Source organism: Candidatus Izemoplasma sp. (assembly GCA_036172455.1).
Classification (GTDB): Bacteria; Bacillota_I; Bacilli_A; order Izemoplasmatales; family Izemoplasmataceae; genus JAIPGF01.
This window is the reverse complement of record JAXKVY010000002.1, coordinates 168251-182927: the sequence shown is the minus strand read 5'-3', so window position 1 is coordinate 182927 and position 14677 is coordinate 168251. Positions and strand designations below refer to the sequence as shown.

The following is a 14677-nucleotide window of genomic DNA, read 5'->3' as shown; positions in this document are numbered from 1 at the left end:
AGGAAACTAGAACTAAGGTGGTACCACGGAAAGTCTTCGTCCTTAATGATTTAAGGGCGATTTTTATATATTAAGGAGTGATTGCGATGAAACAATTATCGACAAATGAAATCAGACAAATATGGTTAGATTTTTTCAAAGAGCACGGGCATGCGGTAGAAGAAAGCGCAAGCTTAATACCAAACAATGATCCAACATTGCTTTGGATTAACGCAGGAGTTGCCCCACTGAAAAAATATTTTGACGGATCGATTATCCCAAGTAATCCCCGTATTGTCAATGCCCAAAAATGTATTCGAACAAACGACATCAACAATGTTGGTAAAACTGCGCGGCACCATACCTTTTTTGAAATGTTAGGTAATTTTAGTATTGGTGACTATTTTCGTGATGAAATCATTCCATGGGCTTATACTTTATTAACCGACGACAGGTATTATGGTATGGACCCAAATAAACTCTATTTTACAGTCTATCCTGATGATGAAGAGACTATTCAGGCATGGTTGAATGTTGGGGTTAAACGCGGCCATATCATTAAATGTGAACATAATTTCTGGGAAATAGGAGAGGGTCCTTGTGGACCTGATACAGAGATTTTTTATGATCGTGGTGAGGCGTTTGGTGATATTGGACTAGATGTGATTGAACACGATATTGAAAATGATCGTTATATTGAAATTTGGAATATTGTATTTTCTCAGTTTAATGCCAAAAAAGAATTAGAACGCGATGCATATCCTGAACTTCCTAGTAAAAACATTGATACAGGGATGGGACTTGAACGGATGGCATGTGTTATGCAAGGCGCAGAAACAAATTATGAAACAGATATATTTATGGCATTGAATAAAAAAATTAGTGAGATTAGTCATATTGAGTATACCGGTCAAATGTCATTCAAGGTTATCGCTGATCATATTAGAACCGTCACATTTGCTGTTGCGGATGGGGCTATATTATCGAATGAAGGACGTGGTTACGTACTTCGTAGACTATTAAGACGTGCTGTTAAACATGGAAAACAACTGGGTATCAGTAAAGCCTTCTTATACAAACTGGTCGATACTGTGATTGAACAGATGGGGACCTATTACACCTACTTAAGCGACAACTCAGACATCATTAAAAAGGTGGTAAGAAAAGAAGAAGAGAAGTTTCTTGAAACACTCACCCAAGGTGAAAAGTTACTTGAAAACTTAATTGAAGATAGTGACAACCAAACAATTACAGGCGACAACGCCTTTAAACTGTATGACACCTATGGCTTCCCAATTGAACTAACCATTGAACTCGCAGAAGAACATGGGTATATTGTCGATGAAACTGGGTTTAAAGAAGAAATGGATAAACAAAAAGAACGTGCTCGTAATGCACGTAAAGATACACTGAGTATGAAAGAACAGAACGAAGCTTACCTAAACTTCAGAGCGCAAGATACATTTACAGGATATGATTCATTGGTTGAAGAAACACGCATCCTTAAAGCGTTTGATGAAGGTGTTGTCTTAGAATGCACACCATTCTACGCAGAAAGTGGTGGCCAAGTCGCAGATACTGGTGTTATCCAAACAAAGGATGAAACATATTATGTCAAAGATGTTCAAAAGATGCCTAATGGACAATTTTTACATTATATAGATGACCACAATTTAACCGATGGAGATAGCGTAAAAGCTGAGGTTGATGAGATGAAACGGTTATTAACAATGTATCATCATTCCGCAACCCATTTATTATTTGGCGCATTAAGAGAGATTGTTGGTGAGCATGTTAGCCAACAAGGTTCAAATGTATCAAGTGACGCTTTACGATTTGATTTTAATAATTATGATCCGTTAGATGATGAGATACTTCTTAAAGTTGAAGAACGTGTAAATGACAAAATTCGTGCAAGCATTCCTGTTGTTAAAGAAGAAGTTCCGCTTGAAAAAGCAAAAGCTATGGGTGCAATTGCCGAGTTTGGTGAAAAGTACACCGATAAAGTTCGGGTTATAAATATGGATTACACAATTGATTTATGCGGTGGTACCCATGTCGATAATACAGGGGATATCGGACACTTTGCGATAGCGAATATTGAGAATAAAGGAAGTGGCATTTACCGAATCACAGCCCACGTAAATGAAGCAACTGACAATATTAGAAAACAGTTTACTGGTTTCCATAAAGAAATGAAAAAACTGATCAATAAAGCCAACAATATTGTAAAAGATGCCAAAGCACATGGTATCGATGTTTCGTTTGATTACCAGATTAATCATTCTATCAAAGCATCTTATCAAGCAGTTATTGATAAGCGTTTAGAATTTGAACATTTACAAGAATTAGTGCGAGATTTAGAAAAGAATGTGAAAGAAGCATTAAAAGAACAAACCTTTAATCAACTAGATGATTATTTAGATCACGTCAAAAACAATACCTTAGTGTTAAAACTTGATGCGATTGACAAAGACGCATTAAAACCACTGGCAGATCGGTTGTTAGAACATTTACCTAATGGATTTGTATTTTTGGCAAATGTGTTAGATAATAAAGTAACGTTTATTGCGAAAAGTGACAATGATGACTATCACAGTGGTAAAATTGCAAAAGCTGCGGCGATGATATGTGGAGGGAACGGTGGTGGACGTCCACAAATGGCACAAGCAGGTGGTAAAGATGTATCGAAAGTTGATACGGCTTTAGCACATGTCAAAGAGTTGGTTCAATGAAAGTATTAGGCCTTGATTTAGGAAATAAGACGTTAGGCGTTGCGATTAGTGATGAGATGAAGTTTCTAGCACGCGATATTGAAACAGTACGGTTTTCCCATCAAGCGTTTAACCAAGCAATTGAATATGTTGTAACGTTATGTCAAAAAGAGCCGATTGATACCATTGTTTTAGGCTTTCCTAAAAACATGGATAATACCGAAGGTGAACAAGCGAAGATCACAAAACAATTTAAAGCAGATTTAGAAGAAGCAACTAATTTACCAGTGATATTAGTTGACGAACGTTTATCATCTAAATCGGCTTCACAGATGATGAAAACACAAAAACTAAAACGTAAAAAGCGGCAAAAATCAATCGACCAAATGGCCGCAACGATTATATTACAAAGTTATTTAGATAGAAACGAATGAAAGGAGTCTATGATGGAAGAAAAAACAATTGTTATTACAGATGACAACGGCAATGATGTAGAATTTGAAATTATTTTAACATTTCAAGATCCAAAAACCAAAAAGAACTATGTTGTCTACAAAGACCCAGAGAGCCTAGAAGAAGTTATGGCCGCTGAATATGTCGAAGAAGATGATGGTCAAGGGACATTATTAGACATTCAAACTGATGAAGAGTTTGAGATGATCCAAGAAGTATTAAATACGTTTACTGAAGAAGACTAATGACTGCTTATTTAGATACATTAATGCCAGAAAACGATCCGCTACTCATCACCTTAAGAGAGTATGCAAAGGAACATAATGTGCCCATCATTACACGGGAAGGGGAACGGTTCTTAAATCAGCTTATTGCTTTAAGTAATGCAAAGCATATTTTAGAGATTGGAACTGCTATTGGCTATAGCGCCATAAGTATGACTAAAAAACACCCTGTTACAATAACAACTATAGAACGTGACCCAAGTATGATTGAAGCGGCAAAACAAAACTTTAACAAGGCTGATGTAACAGATCGTATTACCTTAATAGAAGCAGACGCGTTAAATTATGAGCCCAAACCTAAGATAATGTTTGATCTCATCTTTATTGATGCGGCTAAAGCGCAATACATTAAATTTTTTGAAAAGTATACGCCTTTTTTAAAAGTAGGCGGTATTGTTGTGACAGATAACCTACTATTTCATGGCTTAATCGACCAAGATGTTGATAGTCGAAATTTACGACAGTTATTACGTAAATTAGATAACTTTAATCAATATATTGTATCAAAAGCAGATTATGATACAGAAATTTATAGCATTGGTGATGGCATGAGTGTCAGCATCAAAAGGAAGTGATTTAATGCAGTTTATTGTCCCTCTTCAAAACAAAGAGAATATTCAAGCCTTACGTGATGCTGGGGCAAAGGGAATCATTATTCAAAATGATGACATCACCCCACGCCCTGTAAAGTCTTATACTAAAGAGGATATGGAAGAAATTGTCTCATTATGTAAACAGTTTGCGATGGATGTTTACTTACATCTTAATATTATGATGCATCAAACACATGTTAAGACAGTAAAAGACTATTTATCATTTGCCAAAACACATCAGATAGATGGTATTATATTTGGTGATATTGGGGTATATCAACTGGCTAAAGAGTTAGGTATTCATGATAAACTCATCTTCCAACCAGGGACCTTAACAACGAATGCTTATGATGCCAATTTTTGGCATAAAAATAATATAAAAGGTATGTTTGTTGCACGGGAAATCACGACAGATGAAGTGCTCGAAATCGCTAAAAATAGTCCGATTAATACAGCGATGATTGGTCATGGATATCTCAATATGTTTCATTCTAAACGGCCATTAATTACGAACTTTTTGACTTATCAAAAAGAGCGTCGACCGGAACTGTTTAATAACTATGAGATGACCTTGATCGAAGAAAAACGCCAAGATAAATTTCCTATTTTTGAAAATACCCATGGAACCCATGTCTTTAGGGCAAAACCAATGCATAGTTTTCATGTCATTTTAGCCTTAAAAGAGACGATTGATCTTTTCATGATTGATTCTATTTTCCAATCAGACAACTATACCATTAATGTATTAAAAGATTATCAAACAATCATAAAGGCGCCATCTAAACAAGATGCTGTGATTAAAAAATATCAAGCGACACATGACACAGGCTTTTTAGATAAAAGCACTGTATACGATACATTCTAAGGTGTGATGATATGAAAAAACCTGAATTATTAGCTCCTGCGGGAGATTTAGAGAAATTAAAAGTTGCTTTTCATTATGGCGCTGATGCGGTATATATTGGGGGTAAAAAGTTTAGTTTACGCGCACGTGCATCGAACTTTGATATTCCAGAAATTAAAAAAGCATGCGATATCGCTCATAGATTAAACAAGAAAGTCTACGTGACGACTAATATTATTCCACATAATGAAGACTTAGATGGATTAATGCCATATCTACAATCACTTGAAGCCGTTGGTGTTGATGCGATTATTTGTGCTTCACCTATAATTATCGATACAGCAAAAGCGCATACCAACTTAGAAATTCACATATCCACACAATTATCAGTGACCAATGAATTCGGCGCGAGATTCTGGAAGAACCAAGGCGCTGAACGCGTTGTTCTTGCTAGAGAATTATCACTCGATGAAATTCGTGAGTTATCTGAAAAAGCCCCTATCAACATTGAAGTCTTTATTCATGGTGGCATGTGTGTATCTTACTCTGGTAGATGTACCTTGAGTAATAATATGACAGATCGTGATGCAAATCGTGGTGGATGTGCACATAGTTGTCGATGGAATTATGACTTATATTATAAAGATGAAAAAATCAATAAAGACATCCCTTTTTCGATGAGTTCAAAAGATTTACAGACTGTAAAAGATATTTCTTCATTAATTGATATGGGTGTCGATTCATTAAAAATAGAAGGCCGAATGAAATCAATTCATTATATCGCAACGGTTGTGAATACATACCGTCACTTAATTGATGATATTTGTGATGATTATGATATCGATTTACCCAAATATTTACTCCAAATTAAAAAAGCTGAAAATCGTCTAACATCTCATGGCTTTATGCATGGGATTACTACAATAAACCAACAACTTTATAATATGCGTAGTGAAAATCCCACGCAAGAGTTTATTGGTATTGTTAGAGACTATGACCCAGAGACCAAAATTGCGCTTGTTGAACAGCGAAACTATTTTAAAAATGGTGATGTTGTTGAAGTGTTCTCACCATCATTTACACCAATCAAGTTTAAAGTTGATCACATGATGGATTATGATACTGATGAATACATTGATGTCGCAAGACATCCGAAACAATTGCTTAAGTTCAAAATCCCATTTCATGTCAATGAGTTTGACATCTTACGAAAAATAACAGAATAACTATTGCAAAAATATTTCCTTCATATATAATAGGAATGAGTTCTAGAATATTACTGAAGGAGTGAATGCACTCCTTTTGTTAAGGGTTGGTGATAGGATGAAACGTCCTGTAATTATTGCAGTTGCTGGAGGTAGTGCTTCAGGCAAAACAACTGTTGTTGAAAGAATCATGGAATCATTTAAAGATGAAAATGTAACGGTCATTAAACATGATGATTATTATAAAGATCAATCAGATTTGCCATTAGAAGAACGCTATAAAACGAATTATGACCATCCGTTTTCTTTAGACAACGATTTGATGTATAAGCAAATTCTTAAGTTGTTAAAAGGTGAAGAGATTGTTAAACCAACCTATGACTTTGAACGCCATACACGTTCAGAAAAAACAGAGATTATGCAACCGACGAAGATCTTGATATTAGAAGGAATTTTAATTTTAGAAGACAAACGGATACGTGATTTATCCGATATTAAGTTATTTGTTGAAGCGGATGATGATTTACGTTTCATTCGCCGACTTAAACGTGATATTGAAGAACGTGGTCGTACAATGGAAAGTGTTATCGCTCAGTATTTAAAAACAGTTAAACCAATGCACTTTGCATTTGTTAAACCGACAAAACGTTATGCAAATGTTATTATCCCGAATGATAGAACGCATGATGTGGCGGTAGATCTCATTATCACGAAAATAAAATCTATCATTTCAGACAAACCTGATGTATAATAAGTAATGGAGGTTACACTATGGAAAAGGTAAAATTAACGGAACAAGGTTTATTAGATTTACAAAATGAATTAGAACGTTTGAAAACAGTTGACCGCAAGGCTAACTTAGAAGCGTTAAAAGAAGCTCGCGCACAAGGTGACTTATCAGAGAATGCTGATTATGATGCCGCACGGGATGAACAAGCAAGCATTGAAGCGCGGATTAAAGAAATTGAAAGCATTTTAAAAAATTATGAATTAATCGATAGTTCTAAAGCAGATAAAAAAATTGTCAACATTGGGAATAGTGTCACAATTCAAATCAATGATTTAGAACCAAATGAGTACAAGTTAGTTGGTACAATTGAAGCGGATCCACTAAACAATAAGATTTCAAATGAATCACCAATTGGAAAAGCAATCATCGGTTGTAAAAAAGGTGATGAAATTGTTGTTAAAGGAGAAACTGGACGAGACATTCGTGTCAAAGTAATTGATTTTTCATAACTAAATAAGAATGTATCGTACATTCTTATTTTCATTTTTAAAGGAGGAAAAGTCATGATTGGAATTATTGGAGCAATGGAAGAAGAACTGACAGAACTATTGCGACATACAACAAATTTAACAAAAACATCATTGCGCCATAAAACTTTTTATGAAGGCACCATACATAATCACAACGTGGTACTCGCTTTGGCAGGAATTGGTAAAGTTAATGCCGCAATTACAGCGACGTTATTATTTGAACATTATGATATTGACCACTTAATCAATATTGGCGTTGCCGGGGGACAAAATGGTGTGACCCATAAAGACATAATTATCGGTACAGAAATACTATATCACGATGTCGATGTTACAAAATTTGATCGTTACGTACATGGACAAATTCCAGGTCAGACCCCCACTTTTATTGCCGATAAAGACCTTGTAAAATTGGCAGAAAAAGCGGGTAAAACAGAGAAATTACCTGTCTATTTAGGCAAAATTGCATCGGGTGATCAATTTGTATATGATAAAAAACCCCTAAAAGTTATAAATAATCAATATCCAGACATTTTGGCCATTGAAATGGAAGCGGCCGCCATCGCACATGTTTGTAGCCATTATGACAAACCGTTCTTAGTACTTCGTTCGATATCAGATGTCATTGAAGATTATAACCAGCACGTCGATTTTGAATCGTTCTTGAGTGATGCGGTCAAAAACGTTTCTAAGGTGTTACTTGATGTCATCAAGTCATGTTAAAACAGTAACTTGTGATGGATTAGACATTCCATTTAAGTTCATTAAAAAAAATAATAAATATACCTATTTCTATTTTAATGAACCTGGCATCATTAAGGTCCATATGGCTAAAAGAACGTCGATGAAACACATGATAAAGCATATTGAAGATGAACAAATAAAATTAAAAGAACGGTTTATTGAAGCGCAGCCTAAATCTCAAGATCCTACACTGTATACGCTATTCAATAAAACATATAAACGTCTAGATGGCTCAAGTGAAGATGTCTCAATAAATGAAGAGGAGTCAACGATTTCGATACCATCTGAAAAAGCTTTACAAATATTTGAAAAAAGGCACATGGAACGCGCAATTGACACATTAATAAAAACTTATAAAAACAATGGTTATATTAATTTAGATAATGTTACCTACCGGTTTTCTTACATGAAAAGTCGATATGGGAGCTGTCATAAACAAAAACGGAAAATTCATATAAATACCCACTTATTACATTATGATGTTCTGTTTTTAGAATATGTCTTTTGTCATGAGATATGTCACTTAGAAGTGGCCAACCATTCAAAAGCATTCTACGCGTTATTAGAACGGATTTATCCAAACTATAAATCGGTTAGAAAAAGGTTAAAGAAAATACGATTACGGTGATACTATGTTTCTACCTGTAACACGACAAGATATGATTGATCAAGAGATTGACCAATTAGATTTTATATTGATTAGTGGTGATGCGTATATTGATCATCCATCTTTTGGTATCGCTATTATTTCACGGGTCTTAGAAGCACATGGATATTCTGTTGGTATTATTGCTCAACCCGACATGTCAAGTGAGAAAGACTTTAAGCGTCTCGGTGAACCCCGATTAGGATTTTTAATCAGTGGGGGGAATATTGACTCTATGGTTAATCATTACTATGTGTCAAAAAAACGCCGTAAAAAAGATCAATATTCACCTGGAGGAAAAATGGGATTGCGACCAGACTATGCGACGATTAAATACGGTATTAAAGTCCGTAAGCTCTTTCCTCACGCAAATATAATTATTGGTGGGATTGAAGCTTCATTACGTCGGTTTGCACATTATGATTACTGGTCGAATAGTGTTAAAAAAAGTATATTGATTGATAGTAAAGCTGACTTGTTAATTTATGGTATGAGTGAATTGTCTGTTGTAGAAGTCGCAGATGCCTTAGATAGTGGATTAGATATACGAGATATTATCTTTATTAAAGGCACAGTCTTTAAGGCGAAAGAAGCGGCATATATTCCTCATAATGCCGTCACATTACCGAGTTATGATGATATTTTAGATAGTAAAGACATGTACGCAAAAAGTTTTATGATGAAGTACAATGCGTTAGATCCTAAAACAGCTAAACCGTTAGTTGAACATTACCGTTATCATACGATTGTACAAAATCCACCTAATCGTCCTTTAACACAACTTGAGATGGATAATATATATTCATTTGATTATATGCGACAAGTCCATCCGATGTATGATAGACTTGGAGAAGTACCTGCGATTAGAGAAGTGAAATTTTCTATTATCAGTAATCGTGGATGTTATGGTGGATGTAGTTTTTGTGCATTAACCTATCATCAGGGTAGAATTATCCAATCACGGAGTAAAGAATCAATTGTGAATGAAGCCAAAACAATTACTGAGATGCCTGATTTTAAAGGATATATTCATGATGTTGGTGGGCCAACAGCGAACTTCTATGACCGTGCTTGTCAACGACAGAAAAACGATTCAGTCTGTACCCATAGACAATGCTTAAGTGATGAACCATGTTCTGAGTTAGATATAAGTCATCAGAATTATTTAGATATTTTACGTTCACTCCGTAAGCTTAACAACATTAAAAAAGTGTTTGTCAGAAGTGGTATTCGCTATGATATGGTGATGTATGATGACAATGATGCGTTCTTTAAAGAGTTAGTTAAACACCATGTCTCTGGCCAATTAAAAGTCGCCCCAGAACATATTAGTGACCGCGTCTTAGATAAAATGAATAAACCCAAGCGAGCATTATATGATCGTTTTGTCAAACGATTCTATGAATACAATGATGCCTTTAATAAAAAACAATTTTTGGTGCCATATTTAATGAGTTCGCATCCAGGGAGTACACTTGATGATGTGATTGAACTGGCATGTTATGTGCGTGACTTAGGATATTATCCAGAACAAGTTCAAGACTTCTATCCAACTCCTGGCACCTTATCTACATGTATGTATTATACTGGATTAGACCCAAGAACGATGGAAAAAATATATGTACCGAAAACAAAAGAAGATAAAGCAATGCAACGGGCATTGATTCAATATAAAAACCCAAAAAATTATCAGCTTGTAAAAAAAGCCTTAATGAAAGCTGGACGAACAGACCTAATCGGCTATGATAAACACTGTTTAATTCGTCCACATTAAGAGGAGGACTTATGATTCATTTACTATTAAAAACAACACAATTTATTCCGGATGCTTTTGAACCATCTATATTTGATATTGATTTTCAAAAGTGGTATGACCAAGGAAAACGTCTGATTGTATCAGACTTGGATAATACGTTAATTTCATATGAAGATGAAGGACCAACCCAATCAGTACTTGGGTTATTTGAGGATTTAGAAGATATGGGATTTGAGGTAATTATTATGTCAAATAATGTGCCAAAACGGATGGAAGTTTTCATTAAAGGATTAGAAATTAAAGGTGTTGCTAATGCTAGAAAGCCACTGATACGTCATATCAAAAAAGAACTTGTGAATCACAAGTTAGATGAAGTATTACTTGTAGGCGATCAATTAATGACGGATGTCTGGGCGGCTAAACGTTTAGGCGCAAGCGTTGTCTTGGTTAATCCAATCAAGCGTAAAACCGAAAAATGGTATACCCGCTTTAATCGAAAGATAGAGGTAAAAATGTTGCAAAAGATCAAACGAAAATATCCAAAGACCTATCAAGAACTCAAACTAGATGAGAGGCGATAATATGGACTATAAATGTATTGGTTGTGGCAGTACGCTTCAAAGCGATGATCAAAACCAACCAGGATTTGTTCCTGGTCATAAGTTAGATGCGCTTGCGGACAACCCTGATGAGGAAATTGTCTGTAAACGGTGTTTTAAATTGATGCATTATAATGAGGTAATGCCAACTTCGATTAATGAAGATACTTTCTTTCAAATGCTGAATCGCATCCCTAAACACAATGCACTGATTGTACATCTCGTTGATATGTTTGACATTGAAGGCACATTGATTCCACAAATTAACCGATTGACCAACCATAATGAGTTGGTGATTGTAGGAAATAAAATTGACTTGTTACCGAAAAGCGTTAGACATAATAAACTGATTCATAATTTGAAACAGATATGTGGAGAGAATGAATTAAAACCCTCACAAGTAATGGTAATGAGTGCCTTAAAGAATTATGAACTAGATCATGTACTTGCAGATATCCTTGACTTAGCTGGTCAACGTGACATCTATATTGTCGGTATGACAAATGTTGGCAAATCTACCTTTATTAATCATATCTTGAAAAGTGCTCAAACCATTGATAAAGATTTAATCACAGTGAGTCATCATCCTGGCACAACGTTAGATTTTATTCACATCCCGATTGGTGATAATGAAATCATCGATACCCCAGGCTTAATGAATAATCATAGTGTGTTAACCACACTGTCGGCTAAATCACGCGCAATGGTGAATCCTAATAAAGAAATAAAGCCTAAAACATATCAATTGTACAGTGATCAAACACTCTTTTTAGGGGGGCTAGCACGACTTGAGTTTTCAGGTGAAGAAGATATCAATGTTACTGTCTTTGTATCAAATCGACTAAACATACATAGACGTAAAACAGCAGATAATGACGCCTTCTATGATACACATAAATACACATTACTCACGCCACCTTTTAAAGAGGAAGAAGATACGTTACGAAAAACTTATCATCTTACGATGGGACATTACAAAAGTGATATTGTAATCCCAGGCCTTGGGTTTGTGACTGTACGCGCTAGAGCAAAGGTTAAAGTATCAACATTTAAACATGTTACGCCATATGTTAGAAAGGCGCTAATTTAATGATTGATACAATCAAACAGGATTTACAAAAGATTTATCGAAAGGCGGGTAAAACACATCGCCTTAAACATGTGTATGGTGTCGTAGAAACAGCGTTATATTACGCCAAGCAGTTCAATGTCGATGAACGCAAAATAACCATTGCAAGTTTACTGCACGACTGCACAAAATATTTATCTAAAGATGAACACATCGATTACATAAAAAAAGGTTTCGATAATAGTGAATGGATTATAGAGTCTTTTAACGAAAACTTATACCACGCTTATAGCGCAGCGGCTTATGCGACGATTACTTATGGGATTACTGATCAAGATATTCTGATGGCAATTATGCATCACACAGTTGGTCGGCCGAACATGAGTGATATCGAAGCAATTTTATTTGTGAGTGATTATATCGAACCTAGTCGAGAGTATGAATCATGTAAACAGGTTCGTGAAATAGCTAAAGACAATTTTACAAAAGCAATTTATACAATTATGGACAATTCAATTAAATTATTTCAAGATGGGACTCAGAACATTCCTGAATTAGCTTATCTTGCAAGAGACTACTATAAAGAGGAGTTGAAACAAAATGAAGAAAATTGATATTATATTAGATGCCTTAGAAGATGTGAATCTCGCGGATATTGAGATCTATGATATGCGTGAAAAATCACCATTCTTTGATTTCTTGGTGATTTCAAGTGCTACCAGTTCACGTCAATTACAAGCATCAATTACACACGTTTCTGACGATCTAGCAGAAGCTGGATTTGATGTCCCACGCGTTGAAGGAAAAAATTCTAATGCATGGGTATTACTTGACTGTAAGGACATTGTTGTGAATGTGTTCACAAAAGAAGAGAGAACATATTACAACCTAGAAAAAATGTTGGTAGAAATTGAAACCATCAAACGTGATCAAATCTAATGTATGAACAATTGAGTCATTATTATGATCTCTTCTTAGATGATGCATTATATGAGATGTATTATGAACTCATCCAAAAATATCAAGCAAATGGCACTGTCCTAGATTTAGGATGTGGCACAGCGCCACTTGCCATCAAACTCGCAGAAGCAGGTTATTTTGTCTCCGGTACAGATGTCTCTCAGCCGATGTTAGAAGAAGCTTATAATAATGCTGTTGAACATAATCTTCATATACGTTTCTTCATCCATGATTTATTAGACCCAATTGCCAACACATATGATATCTTTACGATGTCCTCTGATGTCATCAATTATGTTTTGTCAGAAAAAGATGTCTTGAGTGTATTTAATAATATAAGCCAAGCCATGCATGACCGTTCTATTTTGGTCTTTGATGTCCTACGTCCAGCTTTTGTTAAAGAACTTGATGGGTATCAAGAAACCATTGACTTAGCACAAGATACTATGCATTGGCAAGTGTCTCACACCGATATTCCTGGACAAATTCAACATACCTTGAATTTTCAGGACATAACTGAGAAACACCTTCAACAAACGTATCCGCTTAAAACTTATAAACGGCTTTTAGAAGAGGCAGATTTATATATTGTTAAGAAAAAGAAAACAAAAGAACGCATCATTATTATATGTAAAAAGCTTTAAAGCACCGCTTTAAAGCCTTTTTTTATATTAAATTTCAAGGGGGTCATATTCGAATACAACCTCTTTTTCTGGCCGTCTTTTCTGGCCACTTTCCATCAAGAGAGTCTCATATAACTCTACAAGGCCAATGATGTAATATGGTATGACATAAAACCCTATGAGACCAAATGGGAAGGGAATAGCAAGAAACCATAGAAGATAACTGAATGGAAAAAAAATGATACGAAGGACACTATGTTTTGTGATCTGCCATGACATCTTAAAAGCATCAATTACTGGGAGCGATTGATCAACGATAAGATACGAGGCAAACATAAACCGTACACTTAGGTATAAAAATATAATCGATAGTATAATAACAGGAATAAGATAATAAAGATGTGTATCACTACTTGCATGAAACATTGACATTGCTTGATAACTAACATCACTAGCTCCGTCATATCCTACAAGGGATAATAGATAAACAATGATCGGGTATGATGTGATATAAGTAGGGATAAAAAAGACAATTGTATAGACAAGAATTGATAATAGTCGTTTGTCATAATCAAATAATTGTTTCAGTGAAAACGAGTCCTTACCGCGAACATATGGAATCAGTAACTTTAAGGTCACTAACGTATTTAACGTAGTGATAATAATCATAATTGTATCATCATAGATTACATCTATAATCGGATGACTAAGGGTGATAGGTAATGTCAATGTGAACCGAATTATAAAATAAAAAAAATCAATGACAAAAATAATAAAGAATGCGGTCCCGAAGTTTTCGTTGAGACGCATTCTGGCGTTTTCTTTAATGGCTGAATAAGGTGTTTTTTTATGCATTTTAACCATCTCCTAAGCCCATGTTATATCATAATTAGTTGGCGAAAAGAAATATTTTTGTATGAACCATATCATATTATATGAGGTGATGAT

The 14677-nt window shown here is 35.1% G+C and carries 17 protein-coding genes and 1 other annotated feature (1 of these 18 only partly in view); of the genes, 16 read left to right on the top strand and 1 reads right to left on the bottom strand.

The window, feature by feature from the left end; translation table 11 throughout:
- Positions 1-47: a binding site (T-box leader), on the top strand; it begins 145 nt to the left of the window's first position.
- 39 nt (positions 48-86) lie between these two features.
- The 16 genes from alaS (at position 87) to UMR38_03400 (ending at position 13750) form a co-directional block, all read left to right on the top strand.
- Positions 87-2714: an alanine--tRNA ligase gene (gene alaS / locus UMR38_03475; protein ID MEC9484923.1), complete on the top strand. Its 2628-nt coding sequence runs from the start codon at positions 87-89 to the stop codon at positions 2712-2714.
- Entirely contained in the window at positions 2711-3127 is a 417-nt protein-coding gene (ruvX, locus tag UMR38_03470) for a Holliday junction resolvase RuvX (protein ID MEC9484922.1), read from the top strand. Before alaS ends, ruvX begins: the two co-directional genes overlap by 4 nt.
- Positions 3128-3139: 12 nt before the next feature.
- On the top strand, positions 3140-3391 hold the full coding sequence (locus tag UMR38_03465; GenBank protein ID MEC9484921.1) for a DUF1292 domain-containing protein: 252 nt from the start codon (positions 3140-3142) through the stop codon (positions 3389-3391).
- Positions 3391-4005: an O-methyltransferase gene (locus UMR38_03460; protein ID MEC9484920.1), complete on the top strand. Its 615-nt coding sequence runs from the start codon at positions 3391-3393 to the stop codon at positions 4003-4005. Before UMR38_03465 ends, UMR38_03460 begins: the two co-directional genes overlap by 1 nt.
- The gene (locus tag UMR38_03455) at positions 3983-4888 is read left to right on the top strand and encodes a U32 family peptidase (GenBank protein ID MEC9484919.1); all 906 of its coding nucleotides are present in this window, start codon (positions 3983-3985) and stop codon (positions 4886-4888) included. Before UMR38_03460 ends, UMR38_03455 begins: the two co-directional genes overlap by 23 nt.
- 11 nt (positions 4889-4899) lie before the next feature.
- Positions 4900-6093, top strand: coding sequence for a U32 family peptidase (locus UMR38_03450; GenBank protein MEC9484918.1), 1194 nt, complete (start codon positions 4900-4902; stop codon positions 6091-6093).
- Between the two features lie 97 nt (positions 6094-6190).
- Entirely contained in the window at positions 6191-6823 is a 633-nt protein-coding gene (gene udk / locus UMR38_03445; GenBank protein ID MEC9484917.1) for a uridine kinase, read from the top strand.
- Between the two features lie 20 nt (positions 6824-6843).
- Positions 6844-7311 carry a transcription elongation factor GreA gene (gene greA, locus UMR38_03440; protein ID MEC9484916.1) on the top strand — a complete coding sequence of 156 codons (468 nt, stop codon included), beginning with the start codon at positions 6844-6846 and terminating at the stop codon, positions 7309-7311.
- A gap of 54 nt (positions 7312-7365) precedes the next feature.
- Positions 7366-8055: a 5'-methylthioadenosine/adenosylhomocysteine nucleosidase gene (locus tag UMR38_03435; GenBank protein MEC9484915.1), complete on the top strand. Its 690-nt coding sequence runs from the start codon at positions 7366-7368 to the stop codon at positions 8053-8055.
- The gene (locus UMR38_03430; GenBank protein MEC9484914.1) at positions 8036-8704 is read left to right on the top strand and encodes a M48 family metallopeptidase; all 669 of its coding nucleotides are present in this window, start codon (positions 8036-8038) and stop codon (positions 8702-8704) included. Before UMR38_03435 ends, UMR38_03430 begins: the two co-directional genes overlap by 20 nt.
- A gap of 4 nt (positions 8705-8708) precedes the next feature.
- On the top strand, positions 8709-10496 hold the full coding sequence (locus UMR38_03425; GenBank protein ID MEC9484913.1) for a YgiQ family radical SAM protein: 1788 nt from the start codon (positions 8709-8711) through the stop codon (positions 10494-10496).
- 11 nt (positions 10497-10507) lie between these two features.
- On the top strand, positions 10508-11059 hold the full coding sequence (locus UMR38_03420; GenBank protein MEC9484912.1) for a YqeG family HAD IIIA-type phosphatase: 552 nt from the start codon (positions 10508-10510) through the stop codon (positions 11057-11059).
- A gap of 1 nt (position 11060) precedes the next feature.
- Positions 11061-12167 carry a ribosome biogenesis GTPase YqeH gene (yqeH, locus tag UMR38_03415; protein ID MEC9484911.1) on the top strand — a complete coding sequence of 369 codons (1107 nt, stop codon included), beginning with the start codon at positions 11061-11063 and terminating at the stop codon, positions 12165-12167.
- Positions 12167-12760, top strand: a complete 594-nt coding sequence (gene yqeK, locus UMR38_03410) for a bis(5'-nucleosyl)-tetraphosphatase (symmetrical) YqeK (GenBank protein ID MEC9484910.1) — start codon at positions 12167-12169, stop codon at positions 12758-12760. The genes yqeH and yqeK overlap by 1 nt, the downstream gene beginning before the upstream one ends.
- Positions 12747-13085 (top strand): ribosome silencing factor, encoded by a 339-nt coding sequence (gene rsfS, locus UMR38_03405; GenBank protein MEC9484909.1) that lies wholly within the window; start codon positions 12747-12749, stop codon positions 13083-13085. The genes yqeK and rsfS overlap by 14 nt, the downstream gene beginning before the upstream one ends.
- The gene (locus UMR38_03400; protein MEC9484908.1) at positions 13085-13750 is read left to right on the top strand and encodes a class I SAM-dependent methyltransferase; all 666 of its coding nucleotides are present in this window, start codon (positions 13085-13087) and stop codon (positions 13748-13750) included. Before rsfS ends, UMR38_03400 begins: the two co-directional genes overlap by 1 nt.
- Before the next feature lie 27 nt (positions 13751-13777).
- Here UMR38_03400 and UMR38_03395 read toward each other — a convergent pair whose 3' ends face one another.
- The gene (locus UMR38_03395) at positions 13778-14584 is read right to left on the bottom strand and encodes a DUF975 family protein (GenBank protein ID MEC9484907.1); all 807 of its coding nucleotides are present in this window, start codon (positions 14582-14584) and stop codon (positions 13778-13780) included.
- Positions 14585-14677: the final 93 nt, after the last annotated feature.